General features: G+C 53.6%; 17 protein-coding genes and 1 tRNA gene. 7 read left to right on the forward strand and 11 right to left on the reverse strand.

Annotated elements, in window-relative coordinates; genetic code table 11:
• Nucleotides 1–85: 85 nt before the first annotated feature.
• From WC359_11925 to WC359_11945, 5 genes are read right to left on the reverse strand one after another with little or no spacing between them, the layout of a single operon-like run.
• Nucleotides 86–1,000 carry a major capsid protein gene (locus tag WC359_11925; GenBank protein ID MFA5401145.1) on the reverse strand — a complete coding sequence of 305 codons (915 nt, stop codon included), beginning with the start codon at nt 998–1,000 and terminating at the stop codon, nt 86–88.
• A 28-nt stretch (nt 1,001–1,028) separates the two neighbouring features.
• On the reverse strand, nt 1,029–1,499 hold the full coding sequence (locus WC359_11930) for a hypothetical protein (GenBank protein ID MFA5401146.1): 471 nt from the start codon (nt 1,497–1,499) through the stop codon (nt 1,029–1,031).
• A gap of 13 nt (nt 1,500–1,512) precedes the next feature.
• On the reverse strand, nt 1,513–2,886 hold the full coding sequence (locus tag WC359_11935) for a phage portal protein (GenBank protein ID MFA5401147.1): 1,374 nt from the start codon (nt 2,884–2,886) through the stop codon (nt 1,513–1,515).
• Nucleotides 2,876–4,234 carry a hypothetical protein gene (locus tag WC359_11940; GenBank protein MFA5401148.1) on the reverse strand — a complete coding sequence of 453 codons (1,359 nt, stop codon included), beginning with the start codon at nt 4,232–4,234 and terminating at the stop codon, nt 2,876–2,878. The genes WC359_11935 and WC359_11940 overlap by 11 nt, the downstream gene beginning before the upstream one ends.
• A 2-nt stretch (nt 4,235–4,236) precedes the next feature.
• On the reverse strand, nt 4,237–4,584 hold the full coding sequence (locus WC359_11945) for a hypothetical protein (protein ID MFA5401149.1): 348 nt from the start codon (nt 4,582–4,584) through the stop codon (nt 4,237–4,239).
• 277 nt (nt 4,585–4,861) lie between these two features.
• Here WC359_11945 and WC359_11950 point away from each other — a divergent pair, with 277 nt between their 5' ends.
• Nucleotides 4,862–7,072: a hypothetical protein gene (locus WC359_11950; protein ID MFA5401150.1), complete on the forward strand. Its 2,211-nt coding sequence runs from the start codon at nt 4,862–4,864 to the stop codon at nt 7,070–7,072.
• A gap of 399 nt (nt 7,073–7,471) precedes the next feature.
• Here the strand turns inward: WC359_11950 and WC359_11955 are convergent, their stop codons facing one another.
• The 5 genes from WC359_11955 to WC359_11975 form a co-directional block, all read right to left on the reverse strand.
• A complete protein-coding gene (locus WC359_11955) occupies nt 7,472–8,830 on the reverse strand; it encodes a hypothetical protein (GenBank protein ID MFA5401151.1) in 1,359 nt (452 codons plus the stop codon).
• Between the two features lie 13 nt (nt 8,831–8,843).
• Nucleotides 8,844–9,041 carry a helix-turn-helix domain-containing protein gene (locus tag WC359_11960; GenBank protein MFA5401152.1) on the reverse strand — a complete coding sequence of 66 codons (198 nt, stop codon included), beginning with the start codon at nt 9,039–9,041 and terminating at the stop codon, nt 8,844–8,846.
• 524 nt (nt 9,042–9,565) lie between these two features.
• A complete protein-coding gene (locus WC359_11965) occupies nt 9,566–9,775 on the reverse strand; it encodes a hypothetical protein (protein MFA5401153.1) in 210 nt (69 codons plus the stop codon).
• 618 nt (nt 9,776–10,393) lie between these two features.
• Nucleotides 10,394–10,468 (reverse strand) — tRNA-Thr (locus WC359_11970).
• 55 nt (nt 10,469–10,523) lie between these two features.
• Entirely contained in the window at nt 10,524–11,075 is a 552-nt protein-coding gene (locus WC359_11975) for an L-2-amino-thiazoline-4-carboxylic acid hydrolase (protein MFA5401154.1), read from the reverse strand.
• A gap of 167 nt (nt 11,076–11,242) precedes the next feature.
• Between WC359_11975 and WC359_11980 the strand changes: the two genes are divergently transcribed.
• The 6 genes from WC359_11980 (at nt 11,243) to WC359_12005 (ending at nt 17,306) form a co-directional block, all read left to right on the forward strand.
• Nucleotides 11,243–12,049 (forward strand): enoyl-CoA hydratase-related protein, encoded by an 807-nt coding sequence (locus WC359_11980; protein ID MFA5401155.1) that lies wholly within the window; start codon nt 11,243–11,245, stop codon nt 12,047–12,049.
• 291 nt (nt 12,050–12,340) lie between these two features.
• On the forward strand, nt 12,341–12,529 hold the full coding sequence (gene rpsU / locus WC359_11985) for a 30S ribosomal protein S21 (GenBank protein MFA5401156.1): 189 nt from the start codon (nt 12,341–12,343) through the stop codon (nt 12,527–12,529).
• 5 nt (nt 12,530–12,534) lie between these two features.
• Entirely contained in the window at nt 12,535–12,984 is a 450-nt protein-coding gene (locus tag WC359_11990; protein ID MFA5401157.1) for a GatB/YqeY domain-containing protein, read from the forward strand.
• Between the two features lie 134 nt (nt 12,985–13,118).
• Complete coding sequence (gene purQ / locus WC359_11995) at nt 13,119–13,805, forward strand: phosphoribosylformylglycinamidine synthase subunit PurQ (GenBank protein MFA5401158.1); 687 nt, start codon at nt 13,119–13,121, stop codon at nt 13,803–13,805.
• Complete coding sequence (gene purL, locus WC359_12000) at nt 13,792–15,981, forward strand: phosphoribosylformylglycinamidine synthase subunit PurL (GenBank protein MFA5401159.1); 2,190 nt, start codon at nt 13,792–13,794, stop codon at nt 15,979–15,981. Before purQ ends, purL begins: the two co-directional genes overlap by 14 nt.
• Before the next feature lie 38 nt (nt 15,982–16,019).
• On the forward strand, nt 16,020–17,306 hold the full coding sequence (locus tag WC359_12005; GenBank protein ID MFA5401160.1) for a DUF1015 domain-containing protein: 1,287 nt from the start codon (nt 16,020–16,022) through the stop codon (nt 17,304–17,306).
• A gap of 154 nt (nt 17,307–17,460) precedes the next feature.
• Here WC359_12005 and WC359_12010 read toward each other — a convergent pair whose 3' ends face one another.
• Entirely contained in the window at nt 17,461–18,201 is a 741-nt protein-coding gene (locus WC359_12010; protein MFA5401161.1) for a Vms1/Ankzf1 family peptidyl-tRNA hydrolase, read from the reverse strand.
• Nucleotides 18,202–18,252 lie beyond the last annotated feature (51 nt).

Consider the following 18,252-nt stretch of genomic DNA (forward strand, 5'->3'; position numbering starts at 1 on the left):
CCTCGAGGAGAGGGGGTGGTTTTTTAATTCGAGAGGGACTGCGTCCCTCTGCGACACCCTATGGGGGAGCGGAAAATATTTTTATTTACGCGACACCTATCAAGGCAGCGGCCTTGACGTTGCTGAACAGGGCCAGGCTGGTATACCACTTGATACGGGTGCGGGAGGCGTCCTTGGTCTCCATCTCGCCGATCTTGATGATCTGAAGTCCGCCCGGTCCGGTCAGACCGCAAACGCCATCCTCACCAAAGGAAATGCCGTATATGGTGGAGCTGGCGCCGCCGATGTAAGCGGTTTCCAGCGAGCCGCTGACGGCATGGGTATCCTTGACGAAATCGCTGACGCCGATCGGGATGCCGTTATACATCTCGACAAACATGCCGAGCAGCGAGCTGTTGTGCTCCAGATTATTGCCCGCCGCCCTGGCCAGCGCGTTGATCTTCCTGCGGGAACGCCTGCTCATCAGGAGCAGATCGGGTTTACCGCCTTTGACCGCATCGATGAGAGAATCCAGCATATCCAGGGTAAGGGCGGCTCCGCCGGAAGCGCCGGCGGCGATGAGCTGGTCGGAAGCCGTGCCGGTATCGATAAGCTTGATCAGCCCGTCAAACTGATTCGGATCGGACGTGTTATTGCCATAGAGGAACTTGTCCGACAGCTCATTTTTAATAGCCTTGGCGGTAAGCTCGATGATGGCCGACTCGATGTCGTTGATATTGGAACGGGTCTGCCTGACGTAGTTGTCCACGTCGGCGTTCTGGCCGAGGATGGCAAGGGTGGCCGTTTTCTGCGCGAACGTGACGGCCGGGCTGGTGGTCCAGTCGTCATTAACGGCATGCCATTCAGCCGAGGGCAAGGTCAATTCACGATTATAGGTGAGCGCGTTGCCGTTGATCTCGACCCAGGGCAGGAGCGCCATGAGAGGATCGTCCTTGATAATGGTTTCAATAACGCCCTGCAGCATGACGTCATTCGAGAGTTTGGCGTATTCGGATAGCACAGTTCCCAAATTATTAACTCCTTACGGTTTATTTCTTGTCCATTTCGATGGCGTGCCTGATTTTCTCCCTGGCTGTCAGGCCGGATATGTCGGGGCCCGACCTTTCGGGGGCGCCGGCAGGCACGGAGACGGCCTTGATATCGGCCTCGATCCTGGAGCGAACTTTAGCCGCGAGGTCGGTAACACGCGCCATGGCCGCATTGATCTCGGCGATGGAATTGCCGGCCAGCATTTCCGGGTTGAAGATGGGGTTGGAGCTGACGGCCAGCCTGCGGTACTCGACGACGGCCTCTTTGTGGGCTGTGTCAAGAGCAGCCAAATCCTTTTTCAAGGTTTCATTTGCGCTGACGGCTTCGGCCAGGGAGGTATCGCGCTCTGCAAGCGAAGCTTCAAGCGAAGCGATGCGCTCCGAAAGCTCCGGCGCGGCCGGTGTTGCGGGGGGCGGAGGGGGCGCGGCCTCGGGCGTTGAGGACCCTGCGGTTTTCGTTTCATTTTCCATGATCTACTCCTGTCTAAAGCACCGGCTCCATCTCCGGGGCGACTTTTCGCTCTCTCGCTCCGCCCTGGGTGGAGGGGGCTTTAAATTCATTATTCATTTCGAGTATGCGGCGGCGCTCGTCAAGCCATTTGGTAAATTCCAGCTCGGGGTCGCGCACGCCGAGGTTATCCATGGCGGTGCGGCGGCTGTGGACGCCCGACTGGACGCACAGCTGCTCATTCTGAGCGTCGCGAGCCTTGTCCTGAGGCAGCACCTGTCCCCAGCAGACACGGTGGGACACATGGGTGAAATCCTGCCGCATGAACTTCGCCCACAGCTTCAAGATCATCACATTGCGGCGTTTATATACATTCGTCCTGATCAGCCGCTTGCGCTTGACTTTCTGCAGGAGAGATTGAAGCTCCACCTCAAGGGCGACACCGGAAAGCTCATGCTGGATGCCGCCGTAAGCCGCCCGGGGGGACTCCGAGATATCGTGCATGGTGCGGTAGACCAGGTCGATGTAGTCGATATGCAGGCGGATCCCGCCGCCCTGCAGCAGGTCCAGCAGGTAGGCCTTAGTATCGGCGGGAAGGTTCCAGACGGCGCCGGGCCTGACCTGTATATCCTCTGAGGCCTCAACACCCTCAAGCACGGCGATGGGGTTGCCGGAAACCTCAAGGATGCGGGAAAGCTGGGAAAGGGCGCGGTTCAATTCCCTCTGAGGCTCGATGAGCTGCGGGATATCGGATACGCCCCAGAACTGCTTGGGCCTGCGCAGGTTGGGGAAGATGATAAAGGGGATAAAGCCGTAGGGGTTCGGCTTTTTGTCGATGACATCGTTTTCAAGGTAAAGGGTGAAATCCTTATCGGTCCAAAGCTCGGTGATGAAGGCGGACTTTTTCGTGGTGGATTTCTTATAGAGGGTGAGGATCTCCCCGGCGCTGAGCTGGTAACGGCTGGCTACTTTATATGTCTGGTTGAGGTCGTCGCCGGTCCACCAGGCGTAGATGCCGTTGACGTCCGGCGCCGTGATGCGGACCCGCTTATTGACGGCGTCCCACGTGACCTTGTAGCAGCCGTCGCCCAGGATGGCGGTGTCGATCTCGGTGGTATAGTCCAGCTCCTGCGCGTTGTTCTGGTCGTGCACCAGGTAGATCAAATCCTCGGCCTGTTTGGCCAGGTCGGGCTTGCCGCCGGGCAAGGCTTCAAAGGAAAAATTAAGCTCATTCATAAGGTAGCTGGTTATCTTGTCGACGGAGATCCGGGAGTAGTTGAAGACGAGCTGGCGGTTCTTGCTTGTGCGCTCCCACTGGGCGCCATTGTAGAAATCGAGGGCGGCCTTATAGGCGCTGAAGCGGTCGCGGTCGAGCTGGGCCAGGTCCTGCACCTTGAAATCAGTCGGCACGGACACCGCCGGTGGCCACGCGGGGCCGGCTATTCTCGCTGGCTTTGAGCATGAGGGCGAGACTCATTAAATAATCGTCGTGGCCCTCAAGGGGATCGACGTAAAAATTAATAGTCTGGTTGGGGCGGTAGTGGCTGCGGGCCTTTTCCATCTCAAGCATGAACTCGGCGAACTCACGGCTGCCGTCGCCGGCGTAGCACTGGACACGTCCCGAATTCACGAAGGCGATCAAATCGAAGCCGAGCTGCGACTTGGTGTGCTGAGTGAACTTGAAAGGCACAACGCGGGATCCGCAGGACTTTTGCAGGAAGGAGGCAAGCGGCTCGCCGATGCCGGTGGCGTCGCAGAGGACGCGGCTGCAATTCCACTTGTTGCGGACCAGCTCCACGATCTGGGGGTGGAGCTCGTGGTGCGGGGTGCCTATCCAGGCATAGTGATCGACGATTTTGACCGACGGCTCACGTCCGCCGTCAAAAGACACGGCGCCGATGGTGATGACGGTGGCGTCGCGCTGCGGCCGGGTGAGCACCAGGCCGTCGAGCTGCTCGTCCTGTCCGGCGTAGTCGATGCCGGCGACATAGATTGCGCCGTTAACGCGCGACCGCTGGCGGGAATGAGTGCCCGTAAGCTGAGCGAGCTGTACGCGGTTGAACAGGCGGCCGCTGGCGGGGAGGGGCATCAGGCGGTACTGCGTGCGGAAGAGAGGATGGTCCTCGCCCAGGCGGTGCCGTTCCGACTCAACAAAGGTGGCGTAGCCGGGATTGCAGGCCGCGACCGTCTCCCAGGGGAAGCGGAAATGGCGCTTCACGCCGTCCTCTTTCTCAAGGTCAAGGTTGTGCTGCTTGGTCTGCTCGAGGAGGGTGCCGTCGTCCCAGGTGGTGCCGTAATGCACCGTGGTGGCATTGGTGGAGCTGGCCATGGGGCGGAACTCCTTGGAATACTTGTCCTGGTTGATATCCTGAGACTCGTCCACCTCAAGCAGAAGGTCGGAGGTATGGCCGACAACGTTGGAGCTTTCATCGGCGGAGAGGAACACCTGGCGGGCGCATCCGAGCCGCATGATATAACCGTACTCGGCCTGCCACATGCCGTCATATCCGAACTCATCGAGGCGGTCTTTCAGCCTGTTCATGCTGATCAAGGTCTGCGGCTTGAAGGTGGGCGAGCACTTGATGGAAGTGCCGCCCTTAGCTATGAACATCGTCAACAAAAGAACCTCAATATGCGCCGAAAGCTCATTCTTGCCGCCCTGCCGGGCGATCTCAACCGAAAACGTCAAACCTTTGCCGTGCAAGATACTGTCGAAGACGGCCCTGGCCACTTCCTGCTGGTAAGGGCGCAACTCCATGGCTACTGAATAAAGGCCTTTATTCCCAGGGGGACGGCGATATCGGTAAGCACCTTAGAGATGGCATCCTTTAACGACCTGTTACCCCCCGAGCTGATATGAAACTTGGTGCGAACCATGCGGGTGATGGTAGCGGCGGCGAGCATCTGGAGGTCGATGCGCTCGGGATGCTCGTCCATGAGAGCGAGAAGCTTGACGCGCAGGATAGCGATCTCCTCATCTAAACCTTCAATCTCCCTTGCTTCGTCAAGCTGCAGTTTCTGGGCTTCGTCAAGAACCCGGCTGTAGAACCCGTGCTTCCGGGCGTTCTGGTTGCCCCTGGGCGCACCTCTCTGCTTCTTTTCTATCATGAATCACTTTGAGCATACCGTAGACGATTGTCTTAGCCGCCAGCTCGTAGTTACCTTTCCTGAGCGCTTTTTCGAGTAAAGACATAGCCGTTGGATATCATGATAGTACACATGCGTTGATTAAAAAAGAGGGTTTTGTCAGGGTCTGTTGACAAATACCTACCATGAATCTATCCTGTACGACAGATCCTACTCCAATATGCGAACTCGGGAAGCGGGGGTAAACGGATGACGGAAGCATAACCGGCTAGTAATCAATATTTTTGGGGGGAGGACAATGGCTATATTTGATAAGCTTTTCATAAAGAGCAAAGCGAAAACCACACCATTTATGAACGTAGAACATGACCACGAAAAAAATATATGGATCCCAATCTTAACCACTCAAAGAGAAATAATTCCGCGACATGATGCGATGTTATCCTTCAACGCATTGGGGGACCTTGCAATATTTGTTTTGCCGACACTGCAACTTCGCACGGTGCAAGGAACTTTTTTTCAGAAAACAAGTGAAAGCTCCCTTGTAGCAATATGCCGAATGATTCAAGGAAAAATAGATAATACATATATTGCACCATTTGCGTGTAGTGACGCACAGGAACAACATATCCAAAATATATTTCGTAAACATATGCACGGCAATATGTTTGATAAACATCTATCCGGCGAATTAGGATCAGCCAGTTGGAGAAAATTCGTAGTCAAACTGATAACGGATAATCTGAACAATATTGAAGAACCATCAATTAAGACAGAACTGAAAAGAGTCTTCTCAACTATTAATCCTTCTGTATCGGACATCACGACAACATTATTTAGCAATAGCGCAGATCAGGTGCCTGTATATGTATATACGAGCGAACAAAACGATATCATCCTAGATAAAGAATTAATGAGACGAGAAATAATAATCAGAAGGATGATTGCTGAGGAACGAAATACTGATTTGGTAAAAACAGGGATGGTAAAACAATGGGACAATGACCCAGCCCTGATAGAAGTAATCTCGCGTGCGGAAGCTGAATTAACTCTGAAATTCGAGCCTTTCTGGAAAAATGCATCGAAACTGATGCTTGACCGTCAAAAATTTGATTGCCACCCGGACACTCCACCATATATGTTTGTGCGACCAGAAGGAGCAGATGAGTGGAATTTGATTAGTCAACAAGAACAACAAGTATCTGGGTGTGTCATCAAATTGTGGAACGGTACTGATAGCTTTATGATAATTTTCAACATTGGCGAACAATCCGGTTGGTTGACAGAAGAATGCGTGAAGTCACCTGGAATAATAATATTCAATGATAATTATGGCATTAACACAATGCCGACCTATCTATTTATCGTATCAATAAGCTCTTTTGACGAACAAAATAATAAACAAGGAAGACCAATTATCCTGGACGATCTACCTGCGTCAGCGATTCCAAAAATAAATTTGAGAAATCTATCTGCCGAAACGCCTGAATTTTGGTGGAGTAAAGATGATAACGCATTAAAAGTCTTGTGGTTAGCCTGTCAAAATCTTTGTTCCCATACTGACTTAAATAGCAATACCGTAATTATAAGCGTAACAACCATAGCTAATACAGCACTTCTTTCAATAACAACGAACGTCAAATACGACATTGGCGCACCAAACGGATTTCTAATAGTAAAAGATGAGACAGAAATTAATGCAATACCTGTATATCCAAAAAATTATATCGAATTGCAAAAAGACGGCAGGGCTACATATAAAGAGTCCATGTTCATTAAAAACTATACCATTACGAATGATGGGCGAAGAAAACATTTCCCCGGTGCACTAAAACAGATATTTGGATCTGTCTATTCAGCGGCTTTGCAAGGAGTCCCTGAGACAATATACGCAACAAAAAATGCAGTTGAGGCCATGAGGCAGAATAACTTTATCAACGACAGATTCAATCTGGCACTTGGATTACGGAAGTTGCCTGCTAGGGCAAGTAACTCGAATGATTATGGAATTCTTACTTTTGTGGATGGCACTATAGAGATAATAGGAGTTGTAATGGAAACCGAAATAACCAACGCCAAAGAAGCAATGGATCAACTATTCGACCTCAAGGCCCCACCGATGCTTGACTACGAAATGCGGACCGTACCAATAAACGAGTATTGGCAATCCGACAAAAATGAAAAGGGAAAAATGAAGGAATTACCCTGGTCAGCAGTAATACCGGATAGAAAAGCCAATGATATATATTTATGCCATAAAAAAATAGGAGGCCAATTTCACATAGGCATACTAATCAATAAAAATGAGCCTGTATTGGTGAACATAGAAATGGACGAGAAAGCATGCAGCCAAATTGCAGGTGTAATTAGGGATATATGTAGAGACTATTTAAGTACAAATCCATTGCCTGAAAATTATGTTCATATATTGAATGAATTAATACAGAACATTAGATACAATAATAAGGGGCAGAAACCCGGAAAATCAGGCAAACTACTGCATATATAAATTCACATGTTTTAATAGCATTATGTAATGTGGTATAATAAAAGCAAGGTAACAAATGCCTTTGTTACTATACACAGTCTAGTGTAAAGGAGTGAAATGTATAAATTAAATGATGATCTTTCAAATAATCGTATCACTAGCATTAGTAATTCTGGAGATTATTAACATTCTGCTTAGATATTACAAAATAATTTAGTCTTTAACAATAATCTCGTCCATAATAGTGGCTATCATTAGCAATGATAGCCACTATTATTTTTAAATCAACCATTGGCGATAAATAAATTGAGAGATGCCATCCAATTCGTCACACTTGTCACACTCGTCACCCCCAGATACGAAATAAGGAGTGACGAGTCGGGTGACAAGGTAAAAGGCCAGAACAACCTGTCACCCCATTTATGTAGCCAAGGGTGACAAGGGTGACGAGGGTGACAAGTTGTCCGGGGATACGGAAGAGGGTGGGGATATACCGTATTGAACAGCTAAACGAATCGCTATCTCCTCATCCCAGATAACTATATGGCGGCCGTCCTTGGGTATGCGCCTTTTAACGAAACCGAGGCGTTTGGCGATCAGGCCGGATTTGATGGCCGACATTTCAGCGTCATCGTCAAGCTCTTTTACGCGCTGGGAAACTGCTGATCCGGTCAATACAGCACCCTCTTCGTGCAACTGGATGATGGCGGCCAGGACCCGGCCGTCGCCGCTTTCACGGCGCCGTGAATAAATAGACTCCTGCTGACCACGGATGAAAGAGGTAAGCATATCGGACAAATATGGATCGCTGCCCGCCAAGACCTTGAGCGGGATGAGGATCTCCTGGAGGCGGGGCTGGAGGCCAGGCTCCAGCATATCGTTGGAGAAATCGCAGCCTTTGAGCTTGAATAGATTATGTAAACGAAAGGTAAGCAATTTAGAGCGGAGGCCGTCGATCTCATCCTGGAAGGAAGGGGGAAGCACGCGGGGGATATCGCGGCGGGTAAGGGTGAGCATAGAAGCGGTCAGGCAACGGCTTTCGAGCGCTTCATCGGCGAAGCGGAAGCGGGTGGCGATGAGCTTGGGACCGAAGACCTGGTAGCCGCGGGGTCGCCATGCACCGTTGGATTTATCGGACCGCAGGACCGGGAAGCCCGGGCGATAGCCGTTGTTGAGGATCTTGACCATATCCGTCCAATGAGAGGAGTCTTTGAAGTCCGCCTCGTCCAGCACCAGGGTGCCGCGGTACTGGTCGAGGATGCGGAAGATGGGTGACGGGGTTGCTGCGCCGGAGGCGAAGATGGGCCGGAAGCAGACGGAGCCGACTACCTGCAGGAAGCGGGTCTTGCCGGAGCCCCAATCGCCCAGCACGCGCAGGTAGGGAAGAGAGGGGGCGAACTCGTACACCCAGGACAACAGGACATACAGGGCGGAGATGTCATCATAGGACAGGGGAAGCTCAAGGTACTTATTGATATAGGCTTTGATCTGCTGAAACAGCTCCTGCAGGTCGCAGTAGCGGGCAAAGTCGCTGGCAAAGTGTACTATGGAGCCGGCAAGAGAATCGGCGGGCGGGACGTGGACGAAATGCGGGGTGCGGTGCTCGCGGGTGGTGGATATGGCGCCCTTGCGCTTGATAATGAAGCAGCTGGAGCCGTCCTTGCGGACGACCAGCTCGCCGATGGTGTCGCCGCATATGAAGCCGGGGACAGGCGCGGAAGGCAATTTTTCGGCGACAGGTTTATCCCTGGTTGACTGCTTTTTCTGTTTTTTCGGCATGCGGCGCCTTCGCTCATGCCGGCTGCGGCTTAGTGGACACCGGAACGCCTTCAAGCATGGTTTCAAAGGCCTTCACAGGCACAAGTAGCCGGTGGCCACAACGGATGATTGGCAGCTGGCCGTTGTTGGCCATCTGGTAAGCCAGGGCGCGGCTGACCCCAAGCATGACGCCGGCCTGCTCAACGGTGATAGTCCTTCTTTCAACGTTCAATTAATGCTCCTATGCGTATTGATTTATATTGGACTGTATATTATAATCGTACATGTGTTCTAATTGTCCATATGGTTTTGTCAGGTCGCTGGGATTTACGTACTGTTCATTTTTAAAGCAGCTTCGAATTAATAAGGCCGGGGGCGATACAAATCGTATAAGGGGTGAGTAATGAGAGGTCATATCAAGCAAAGGTCAAAGGGGGCATGGAGCATCGTCATAGATATCGGAAAGGACCCGGCCACGGGGAAAAGGCGGCAGCAATGGTACACGGTGAAGGGGACGAAGAGGGAAGCGGAGAGCAAGATGCGGGAGCTTCTGGACAGCAAGGAAAAGGGCACCTTCGTGAAGCCGAACAAGCTAACGGTGGGTGATTGGCTGAACACCTGGCTGGAAGGATACGTGAAGACCAACTGCAGCCTGCGAACGTATGACGCTTATCAATCGATTGTGAAAAAACACCTTGCGCCGGGACTGGGGGAAATACCGCTCACCCAACTGAGGCCCCAGCAGATTCAGGATTATTACGCTGGGCTATATAAGGACGGCAAAGGCTTATCCGCAAGCTCGGTGCTGCATGTCCACCGCATCCTATTCCAGGCGCTTAAATACGGCATGAGGCAGGGTGTGCTGATGCAGAACGCGGCCGACCTGGCGGACCCGCCGCGCGTGAGGAAATCCGTGATGAGGACGCTCATACCGTCCGAGGTGGCCAGGCTTTTTGAATCAACCAAGGACAGCACGTGCTATCCTATATTCTTCACAGCCGTGAATACCGGGCTAAGGCAGGCGGAATTGCTGGGGCTGAGGTGGAGGGATATCGACCTGGAGCTGGCCTCGCTATCCGTAAACCAGGTGCTTTATAAAAGGCGCGGCGTTTGCATATTCAAAGAGCCTAAAAGCGAGCACAGCCGGCGCCGCCTGGACCTCTCCCCGTCGCTGGCGCTTTACCTGCGCAAATACCGGGCGCAACGGGAAGCGGAATACATTTTGACCGGTGCGCCATTGTCGGACGACGACCTGGTATTCAGCAAAACGGACGGGACGCCCGTGGATCCGTCCACGCTGACGCACCAGCTGGGTAAGGCGCTGATAAAAGCCGGGCTGCCGCATGTGAGATTTCACGATCTGCGGCACTCGTTCGCCAGCCTGATGCTTTTAGGCGGGGTCCACCCGAAGATAGTAAGCGAGATGCTGGGGCATGCCAGCGTGACACTGACCCTGGACACATACAGCCACGTGATAGGCGGACTGCAGAAAGCGGCAATGCGCCGGCTGGACGACATGCTTCAGGCGGAGATACGGGAAAATGAATCCGTTAGCAAACCGTTAGCAAAAATGAGGGGTTTGAATGGAGCCAGCGGTCAGAGTCGAACTGACGACCAGCTGTTTACGAAACAGCTGCTCTACCACTGAGCTACGCTGGCACGGAGCATAGTATACAGCGCAAAGACGATTGCGGGCAAGATCACCGCAAATGTATCATCTGTTCGCATCTTTCATGATATATCTGAACGTGCAGTGCTCGGCCTGTCCCACGTGGTGGCGATCGTGCAGCACCAGCTTGACGTCCGGATTATAGCCGTCCAGAATTGCGTAGTCGGCATACTTGCAATAGATCTTGCTGTACTCCCTTACGCCGAGCTCCCTCGAGCCGTTCCAGAATGTGCACTCGCCGGCTTTGACCACCAGGTCATCGTTGTCCAGGTCGGGGTGCGGGTCGAAATTGGAGCTATCGATATCGCTGTATATCAGCCAGTTCTTGAGCGTGAGCGGCTGCCCCTGGTCTTTAACTATGGTTGCTATACGCCTTCCCCTGGCCCTGCCGAAATCATCTATGGCCTTTTTCAGCAGCGCCTCGCCCTTCTCCTGGCCGAGCTCCTGTATCACGGCCCTGGCTACGAATCCGAAAAGCGCCCCGCCCAATCCAAATCCCGGTATCAGGTACTTGGCCGCCGCGGCCTTCTTATCCAGCACGTCGGCCATGTAGTCCCAATCGAATCCCTGCTTCCTTTCACGTTCAAGATCGCCCATTCTAAACCTCCATTCTAAACTATGTCCGTAACGGGCGGACCTGAAGGTCCTCCCCTACATTTCCGTAGGGGCGGGTTTTCAAACCCGCCCGCTCATACATGCAATAACGCGTAATGTAGTGTTATCATTATAGCCGCATTTTTAAATATTCACTCCGGAGGTTGAAGATGCCCTACAAACTGATCCAGGTAGAGATTAAGGATGAAGTGGCCACGCTTGCGCTCAAGCGGCCGGACAAGCTGAACTGTCTCAACGCGGCCATACTGCATGAGATGTCGGAAGCCCTGGGTGAGCTCAACACCGATGACGGTATAAAAGCCCTTGTTTTAACCGGCGAGGGCCGCGCCTTCTGTTCGGGCGCCGACCTTGCCGAGCAGCCGTACGGAACTGATAAGAACCAGCCGGGCATCAGCCGCGCCGAGCACACCACGCCGTTCGTCAGCTTCGGCTGGGTGGTCAAGCATATCGAGGATTTCACCAAGCCTGTCATAGCCGCAGTCAACGGCATGGCGGCCGGGGGCGGACTGGCGCTGGCGCTGGCGGCCGATATACGTATAGCATCGGAGAACGCCGCCTTTTCGGCCATTTTCGTCAAGCGAGGCCTGGTGCCCGACTGCGGTGTATCTTACTATCTTCCGCGCCTGGTAGGAATAAGCAAGGCGCTGGAGCTGATGTGGACGGGCGAAAAGATCGACGCCCGGGAGGCCCTACGCATCGGCCTGGTCAACAAGGTGGTGCCTCCGGATCATCTCATGAATACGGCACTCGAATTCGCACAGGGCCTGGCCAAAGGTCCGTCGCTGGCAATAGAGATGATCAAGCGCATGGCCTACGCCGGCCTTAAATCCAACTCGGTCATGACCCAGATGGCTGTGGAGAACTTTATGCAGCAGGTCTGCATGGAGTCCGAGGACGTGAAAGAAGGTGTGATGGGCTTCCTGGAGAAGCGGACGCCCAGGTTTACAGGCAGATAAAACAGAACCATGTCATTGCGGCGAGCCGTCGTTGCGATCCGAAGGCGTGAAAGGCGGCGAAGCAATATTTCCTCCGCATCGTCATTGCGGGCCCGAAGGGCGTGGCAATCTGATGTTCCGTCATCACTCGCAAGATTGCCGCGTCGCTACGCTCCTCGCAATGACGTGTGTCAAAGTTCGTAATAATACGAGATCATTATTGACACGATGGGCTAAAGAGTTTAGAATTTCTCTCTGTCAGTTGCCTACTTGCTAACCTCCAAGGCGGCCAGAAACTAAAAAAGGAGTTGAATGCTTGTGCCCGAAGTCAGATTAGGAGAAGGGGAAAGTTTCGAGAGCCTATTGAGGCGTTTCACCCGTAAAGTACAACAGGAAGGAATAATCAGCGAGGTACGCCGCAGGGGCTTCTTCGAGAAACCCAGCATCAAGCGCAAGCGCAAAGAGGCAACCAAGCGCCGCAAAAGCAATAAAACTTCGTAATCTCTATGTCTTTACAGGAAAAGCTCAACACAGATCTTAAGACCGCCATGCGTGCCCGTGACGAGCTGCGCATGCTGGTGTTGCGTTCCCTGCTGTCATCGATGAACTACGCCGAGATAGCCAAGCAGAAAAAGCTGGACGACGGTGGTGTCATCGAGGTCATCGGTAGGGAGATCAAGCAGCGCAAAGAAAGCATCGAAGCTTACGAGAAGGGCAACCGCGCTGACCTGGCGGCAAAGGAGAAGGCTGAAATGGCCATTCTCCAGGAATATATGCCCGCCCAGATGGGGCGTGACGAGATTATCTCAATCGTCCGGGCCGTTTTAGCCGAAGTGGGGGCCAAAGGCCCCGGCGACAAAGGCAAGGTCATGCAGAAGCTCATGCCGCAGGTCAAAGGCAAGGCAGACGGAGGCGAGGTCAACAGCATCGTCACCGACCTGCTGGGCAAACTCTGAATTATCTCCTTCGGGCGCACCTGAAGCAACACCCCTACAATTCGATTATGTAGGGGCGGATTTTTAAATCCGCCTGAGAAAACGGAATCAACGTAGGGGCGGGTTTTTAAACCCGCCCGAGAATAAAAGCAAGTATGAAATTCGGCATCGTTGTCTTCCCCGGCACCTGGAGCGACCGCGACTGCTATTACTCGGTGCACAATATCTGCGGACAGGATGCTGCTTACATCTGGCATAAAGAGACCGACCTCGCCGGCTGCGACTGCATCATACTTCCCGGCGGATTTTCCTACGGTGACTACCTGCGCACCGGCGCCATCGCCCGTTTTTCACCTGTCATGGAGGCCGTTGCCGATTTTTCCAAAAAAGGTCGCCCCGTTATAGGCATCTGTAACGGATTCCAGGTGCTCTGCGAGGCCAACCTTCTGCCAGGGGTGCTGCGGCAGAACGAGCATCTGCAGTATCGCTGCCAGTGGACATACCTGAAAACCGAAAATAGCTCGACACCCTTCACCAATAAATGTAAAAAAGGTCAGGTGCTTAAAATACCCATATCGCATTACGAGGGCCGCTACTACGCCGGCGATGACGTTATCAAGGAGCTGGAGGACGGCGGACTCGTGGCCTTCCGCTACGGCACACCGGGCGGGGAGATAACCGCGGAAGCCAATCCAAACGGAGCGCTCAACAATATTGCAGGCATTATCAATAAAAAGGGCAACGTGCTCGGCATGATGCCCCATCCTGAGCGATCCTGCGAGGACATACTGGGCAGCACCGATGGAAATATCATCTGGGAGTCCATAATTGCCGGCATCTAAAGAGCAGTTGGAAGAGATTGCGCTCAGCCGCAAGGAATATAACCTGATTGTAAGCAAGCTGGAGCGCGAGCCGACTGAGGTCGAGCTCGGCATGTTCGGCTCACTCTGGAGCGAGCATTGCGGCTACAAACATTCCAAGGCCCTGCTGAAACGTTTCCCCACATCCGGCAGATACGTCCTTATCAAGCCGGGGGAGGAGAACGCCGGAGTTATCGATATCGGCGACGGCCAGGTCATAGGATTCAAGATCGAGTCTCACAATCACCCGTCCTATATCGAGCCTTACCAGGGCGCCGCCACCGGCGTGGGAGGCATCGTGCGCGACATCTTCACCATGGGGCTGCGGCCCATTGCCCTGGCCAACTCCCTGCGCTTCGGCCCCATGTCCGATCCGCATAACCGGTACCTGATGAGCGGTGTGGTGGGAGGTATCGCGGGTTACGGCAATTGCCTGGGCATCGCCGATGTGTGCGGCGAGATATATTTCGATCAGTGCTACAGCGGCAACCCGCTGGTCAACGCCCTCTGCCTGGGTATCGGACGCCGGGAAGACCTGACCAGGGCGCGCGCCTCGGGAGCGGGAAATCTCGTCATGCTGGTGGGCGCCGATACAGGCCGCGACGGACTGCACGGGGCGTCGGGACTGGCCTCACGGACTTTCGAGGAGCAGCGCGAGCTCCGCTCCGCCGTGCAGGTGGGCAATCCCTTCATGGAAAAGCTTCTTATCGAGGCCTGCCTGGAGTTAACACGCACCGGATGGATCGTCGGTCTGCAGGACTGCGGCGCCGCAGGATTGACCAGCGCTGCCATTGAAGCAGCCGACAAGGGAGATTCAGGCCTGGATATCGATGTGGCAAGGGTACCCAGACGGGAAAAGGGGATGACGCCCTACGAAGTCATGCTGTCGGAATCGCAGGAACGCATGGTCGTCATCGTGAAGAAAGGGTGCGAGGACAAGGTCAGCGACCTTTTTGATCGCTGGGGCCTGCACTCGGATATTATAGGTAAAGTAACGGACGACGGCATGGCCACTATCCGCGATGGTGGAAAGATTGTCGCGCACGCGCCCGTAAAATATCTCAACAATCCGCCTGTATATCGTTTCCGTCCCAAACGTCCCTCCTGGCTGGACGACCTCCAGGAGCTCGATCTCAAGAAAATCAAAGATATAACACCCGCAGACACCGGCAAAATTCTCCTTCGCCTGCTGGCTTCACCCAATATCTGCAGCAAGCGACAGGTATTCCGCCAGTACGACCACCAGGTGGGCAACAACTCGGTGGTTTTACCGGGTGACGGCGACGCGGCTGTCCTGCGCATACAGGAAACAATAAAAGCATATACCCTGGTGACCGACGGCAACGGCCGCTATTGTTATGTAAATCCGTTGGTCGGCGGAGTCATAGCTGTAGCTGAAGCCGCGCGCAATACCGCCTGCATGGGCGCCCGGCCCATGGCCATCACCAACTGCCTCAACTTTGGTAATCCTGAAAGAAATGACGTGATGTACCAGATGCACCGCTGCATCGAGGGCATGTCGCAAGCCTGCCGCAAGCTCAAAACACCGGTGGTCAGCGGCAACGTCAGCCTGTACAACGAAACCCGGGGTGTGGCTATCTTCCCCACGCCGGTGGTGGGCATGGTAGGTCTGATTAAAGACGTTAAACGCCACTGTACAGCCGGGTTCAAAAGCGAAGGAGACGCGGTCTTTTTACTGGGAGATTTCGGGAATGACCGGGCCCTGGGCAGTAGTGAATACCTTGAATTGATCCACGGTGTAGTCAGGGGTACACAGACTATTGATCTGCGCGCAGAGAAAAACCTTCATGACCTTCTCATCAAGGCTATCGACCGTGGATTGCTCAGGTCGGCTCACGACTGTTCCGACGGAGGGCTGGCTGTGACGCTGGCTGAAAGTTGTATAATTGGCGGCACAGGATTTAAGGGAGATCTGCCGGCGTATGGGCGCATGGACACAATGATCTTCGGCGAAGCGCAGTCACGCGCTGTCGTCTCCGTCAGCCCGGGAAAGGTGCGCAGACTGGAGGAGATGGCATTCAAACACAGGGTGCCGGCGACAAGGCTGGGAACCGTTGGCGGCGGCCGCTTTGTACTCAGAGGGTTGACCGACCTGCCGGTCAATGACCTTGTAAAAGCATGGAGCGGCGGCATCTGATGAGATTTTTAAGGGCACAATGATATTGGAGAAAACGTTTGGCTGAAATATCTGAATTCAGGGGCGTGCGCTACAACCCTGCCACGGTGCAATATATGCAAAATATCATCTGCCCGCCCTACGATGTTATATCTGCCCAGGAGCAAAAGGCCCTTTATGAAAAAAATAAATATAACATGGTGCGCCTGGAGTTCGGCCTTGAACAGGAGGGCGACAACGAGAGAAGTAACAGGTACACCCGCGCCCGCGATGAGTTCAACCGCTGGTTGAAAGATAATGTGCTCATACAGGACCAGGTGCCTAATTATTATGTCCATGAGCACAGCTTCGAAATAGGCGAAGCGAAAAAAAAGAGGCTGGAGCTGTACGCCTGCGTGCGCCTGGAGCCCTGGGAGAATAAAATAGTCGTCCCACATGAATTCACCATGGCCAAAGCCAAGGCTGACCGGCTGGACCTGATGAAGGCCTGCTCGGCAGACTTCAGCCCCATCTTCGGGCTTTACGAAGACCCGGGCGGCAAGATCAACCAGTTGATCGTTAACCGTGTCAAAGCCACTCCCACCTATAATTTTCAAACAGGGACGGATTATCACCGTTTCTGGGCGGTCAACGAGCCGGAGTTTGTGCAGAGGGTCAGCCATTTTCTAATTCCAAAACCTATTTATATCGCCGACGGCCACCACCGTTATGAGACAGCGCTGGAATACCGTGAGTACCGCCGCGAGCTTGATCCCGGCGGCAGCGGCAACGAGGCCTACAACTACGTCATGATGGCGCTGGTCTCCTTCTCCGACCCCGGTATCGTCATACTGCCCATCCACAGGCTTGTACGCGCTATCCAGAAGGAAACCATCGATAAATTTAAAAAAGGCCTGTCCGATTACTTCGAGGTCAGGGAAGCTTCCGCAGGAAATGTGTCGCTTGCCGCGGCCGCGGGCAGTATCCGCATATACGGATTGGAGCCCGGACAGGTGCTCGGCCTGACCCTGCTGCCCGGAATAAAGGTCAACGATTTTCTCAAACAGAGGCGCTCTGAGGAGTACGGCAGGCTGGACGTCAGCGCAGTGCAGCATATTATCTGTGAGAAATTACTGGGATTGCCGCCGGGCGATTCCGACAATCTGGCCTATACGCCCAGCGGTGAATCCGCCTGCCGCATGGTCGACAGCGGCCAGTTCCAGTTTACGATTCTGCTCGATCCCATCCCCGCAAAGACAATCAAGGCGGTAGCCGATTCTAACGACCGCATGCCGCGCAAGTCAACTTTCTTCTATCCCAAGCTGCCCTCCGGGCTGGTCATCTTCCGCACCGACGGGGAGATCTAAGATAAATTCCAAGCTCCAAATTCCAAATAATATTAAAACTCTAATAGCTAAATTTTAAATCCTAAACAAATTCAAATTTCAAAACTCGAGTTTGAAATTAGGATTTTGATATTGTTTAGAGTTTAGGATTTTGAAATTAGGATTTTAACTTTTTTTACTCGATGACCTCGTAGATAACGCTCCCGTAGGCCAGCCTCAGTGCATCATCGAAGGCCGTACGCCGGGGCTCGCGCACATCAATCAACCTGTTCAGCGTCCTGGGCCGCAGCAATTCGAAAAAAGCGCATTGCTTCCACATCCTGGCCAGGGTGTCGCGGGCGCCGCCGTATATCACATATTCGACGTCGCCAAGGTGCGGGCCGAGTATCTCCCGTGTGTGCTCTTCGATGCGGGTAAAGAAATACTCCATCTGTTTCTCCCGGTGCCTGGCGAAACGGTTGGCTGACGATCCGCCTTTATGATGTCTGGCATGCACCAATCCTGTGCCGGCCTTGCCGGCCAGCAGCTTATCGCCCTCAAAAACACCGACTGCGTAACGCCCCAGCCTCACCAGTATCAATGCCAGCTTCCGGTCCTTTTCCAGGGTCGACCTCAACGGGCCGGGATCGCAGCCGCGGCGCAGGCCGTCCCCGGCCAGCGGGAAGGGCGGCCGCACAACCCAGCCTTTGCCCATGGCATAAAAAACAGCGGCGCCGGTGGTCGACCCGGCCGCTTTCTCCACCAGTGTGTCCAGCATCTCGCCACGATCCAGCGCCTGCTGTAACACCTTTTCAACCTCGGCCTTTGAGGCAGCCGGTCTTATGTATACCGAAAAAACGATGTCCTGCTCCGACATGTCCCGTAGCCAGCGCAGGGCCTGTGATCGGCTCAGATCGAAGCGCTCGATTACAGCCATACTTTCATCCGATACCCGTTTCACGGGCGGGTTTGAAAACCCGCCCCCACA

Source organism: Dehalococcoidia bacterium (assembly GCA_041653995.1).
Lineage (GTDB): Bacteria > Chloroflexota > Dehalococcoidia > GIF9 > UBA5629 > CAIMUM01.

Coding starts and splice junctions, on each gene's coding strand:
- WC359_11930 (MFA5401146.1), bottom strand. CDS start 1,499: ATGGAAAATGAAACGAAAACCGCAGGGTCCTCAACGCCCGAGGCCGCG.
- WC359_11940 (MFA5401148.1), bottom strand. CDS start 4,234: ATGGAGTTGCGCCCTTACCAGCAGGAAGTGGCCAGGGCCGTCTTCGAC.
- WC359_11945 (MFA5401149.1), bottom strand. CDS start 4,584: ATGATAGAAAAGAAGCAGAGAGGTGCGCCCAGGGGCAACCAGAACGCC.
- WC359_11950 (MFA5401150.1), top strand. CDS start 4,862: ATGGCTATATTTGATAAGCTTTTCATAAAGAGCAAAGCGAAAACCACA.
- WC359_11955 (MFA5401151.1), bottom strand. CDS start 8,830: ATGCCGAAAAAACAGAAAAAGCAGTCAACCAGGGATAAACCTGTCGCC.
- WC359_11975 (MFA5401154.1), bottom strand. CDS start 11,075: ATGGGCGATCTTGAACGTGAAAGGAAGCAGGGATTCGATTGGGACTAC.
- WC359_11980 (MFA5401155.1), top strand. CDS start 11,243: ATGCCCTACAAACTGATCCAGGTAGAGATTAAGGATGAAGTGGCCACG.
- rpsU (MFA5401156.1), top strand. CDS start 12,341: ATGCTTGTGCCCGAAGTCAGATTAGGAGAAGGGGAAAGTTTCGAGAGC.
- WC359_11990 (MFA5401157.1), top strand. CDS start 12,535: ATGTCTTTACAGGAAAAGCTCAACACAGATCTTAAGACCGCCATGCGT.
- purQ (MFA5401158.1), top strand. CDS start 13,119: ATGAAATTCGGCATCGTTGTCTTCCCCGGCACCTGGAGCGACCGCGAC.
- WC359_12010 (MFA5401161.1), bottom strand. CDS start 18,201: ATGGCTGTAATCGAGCGCTTCGATCTGAGCCGATCACAGGCCCTGCGC.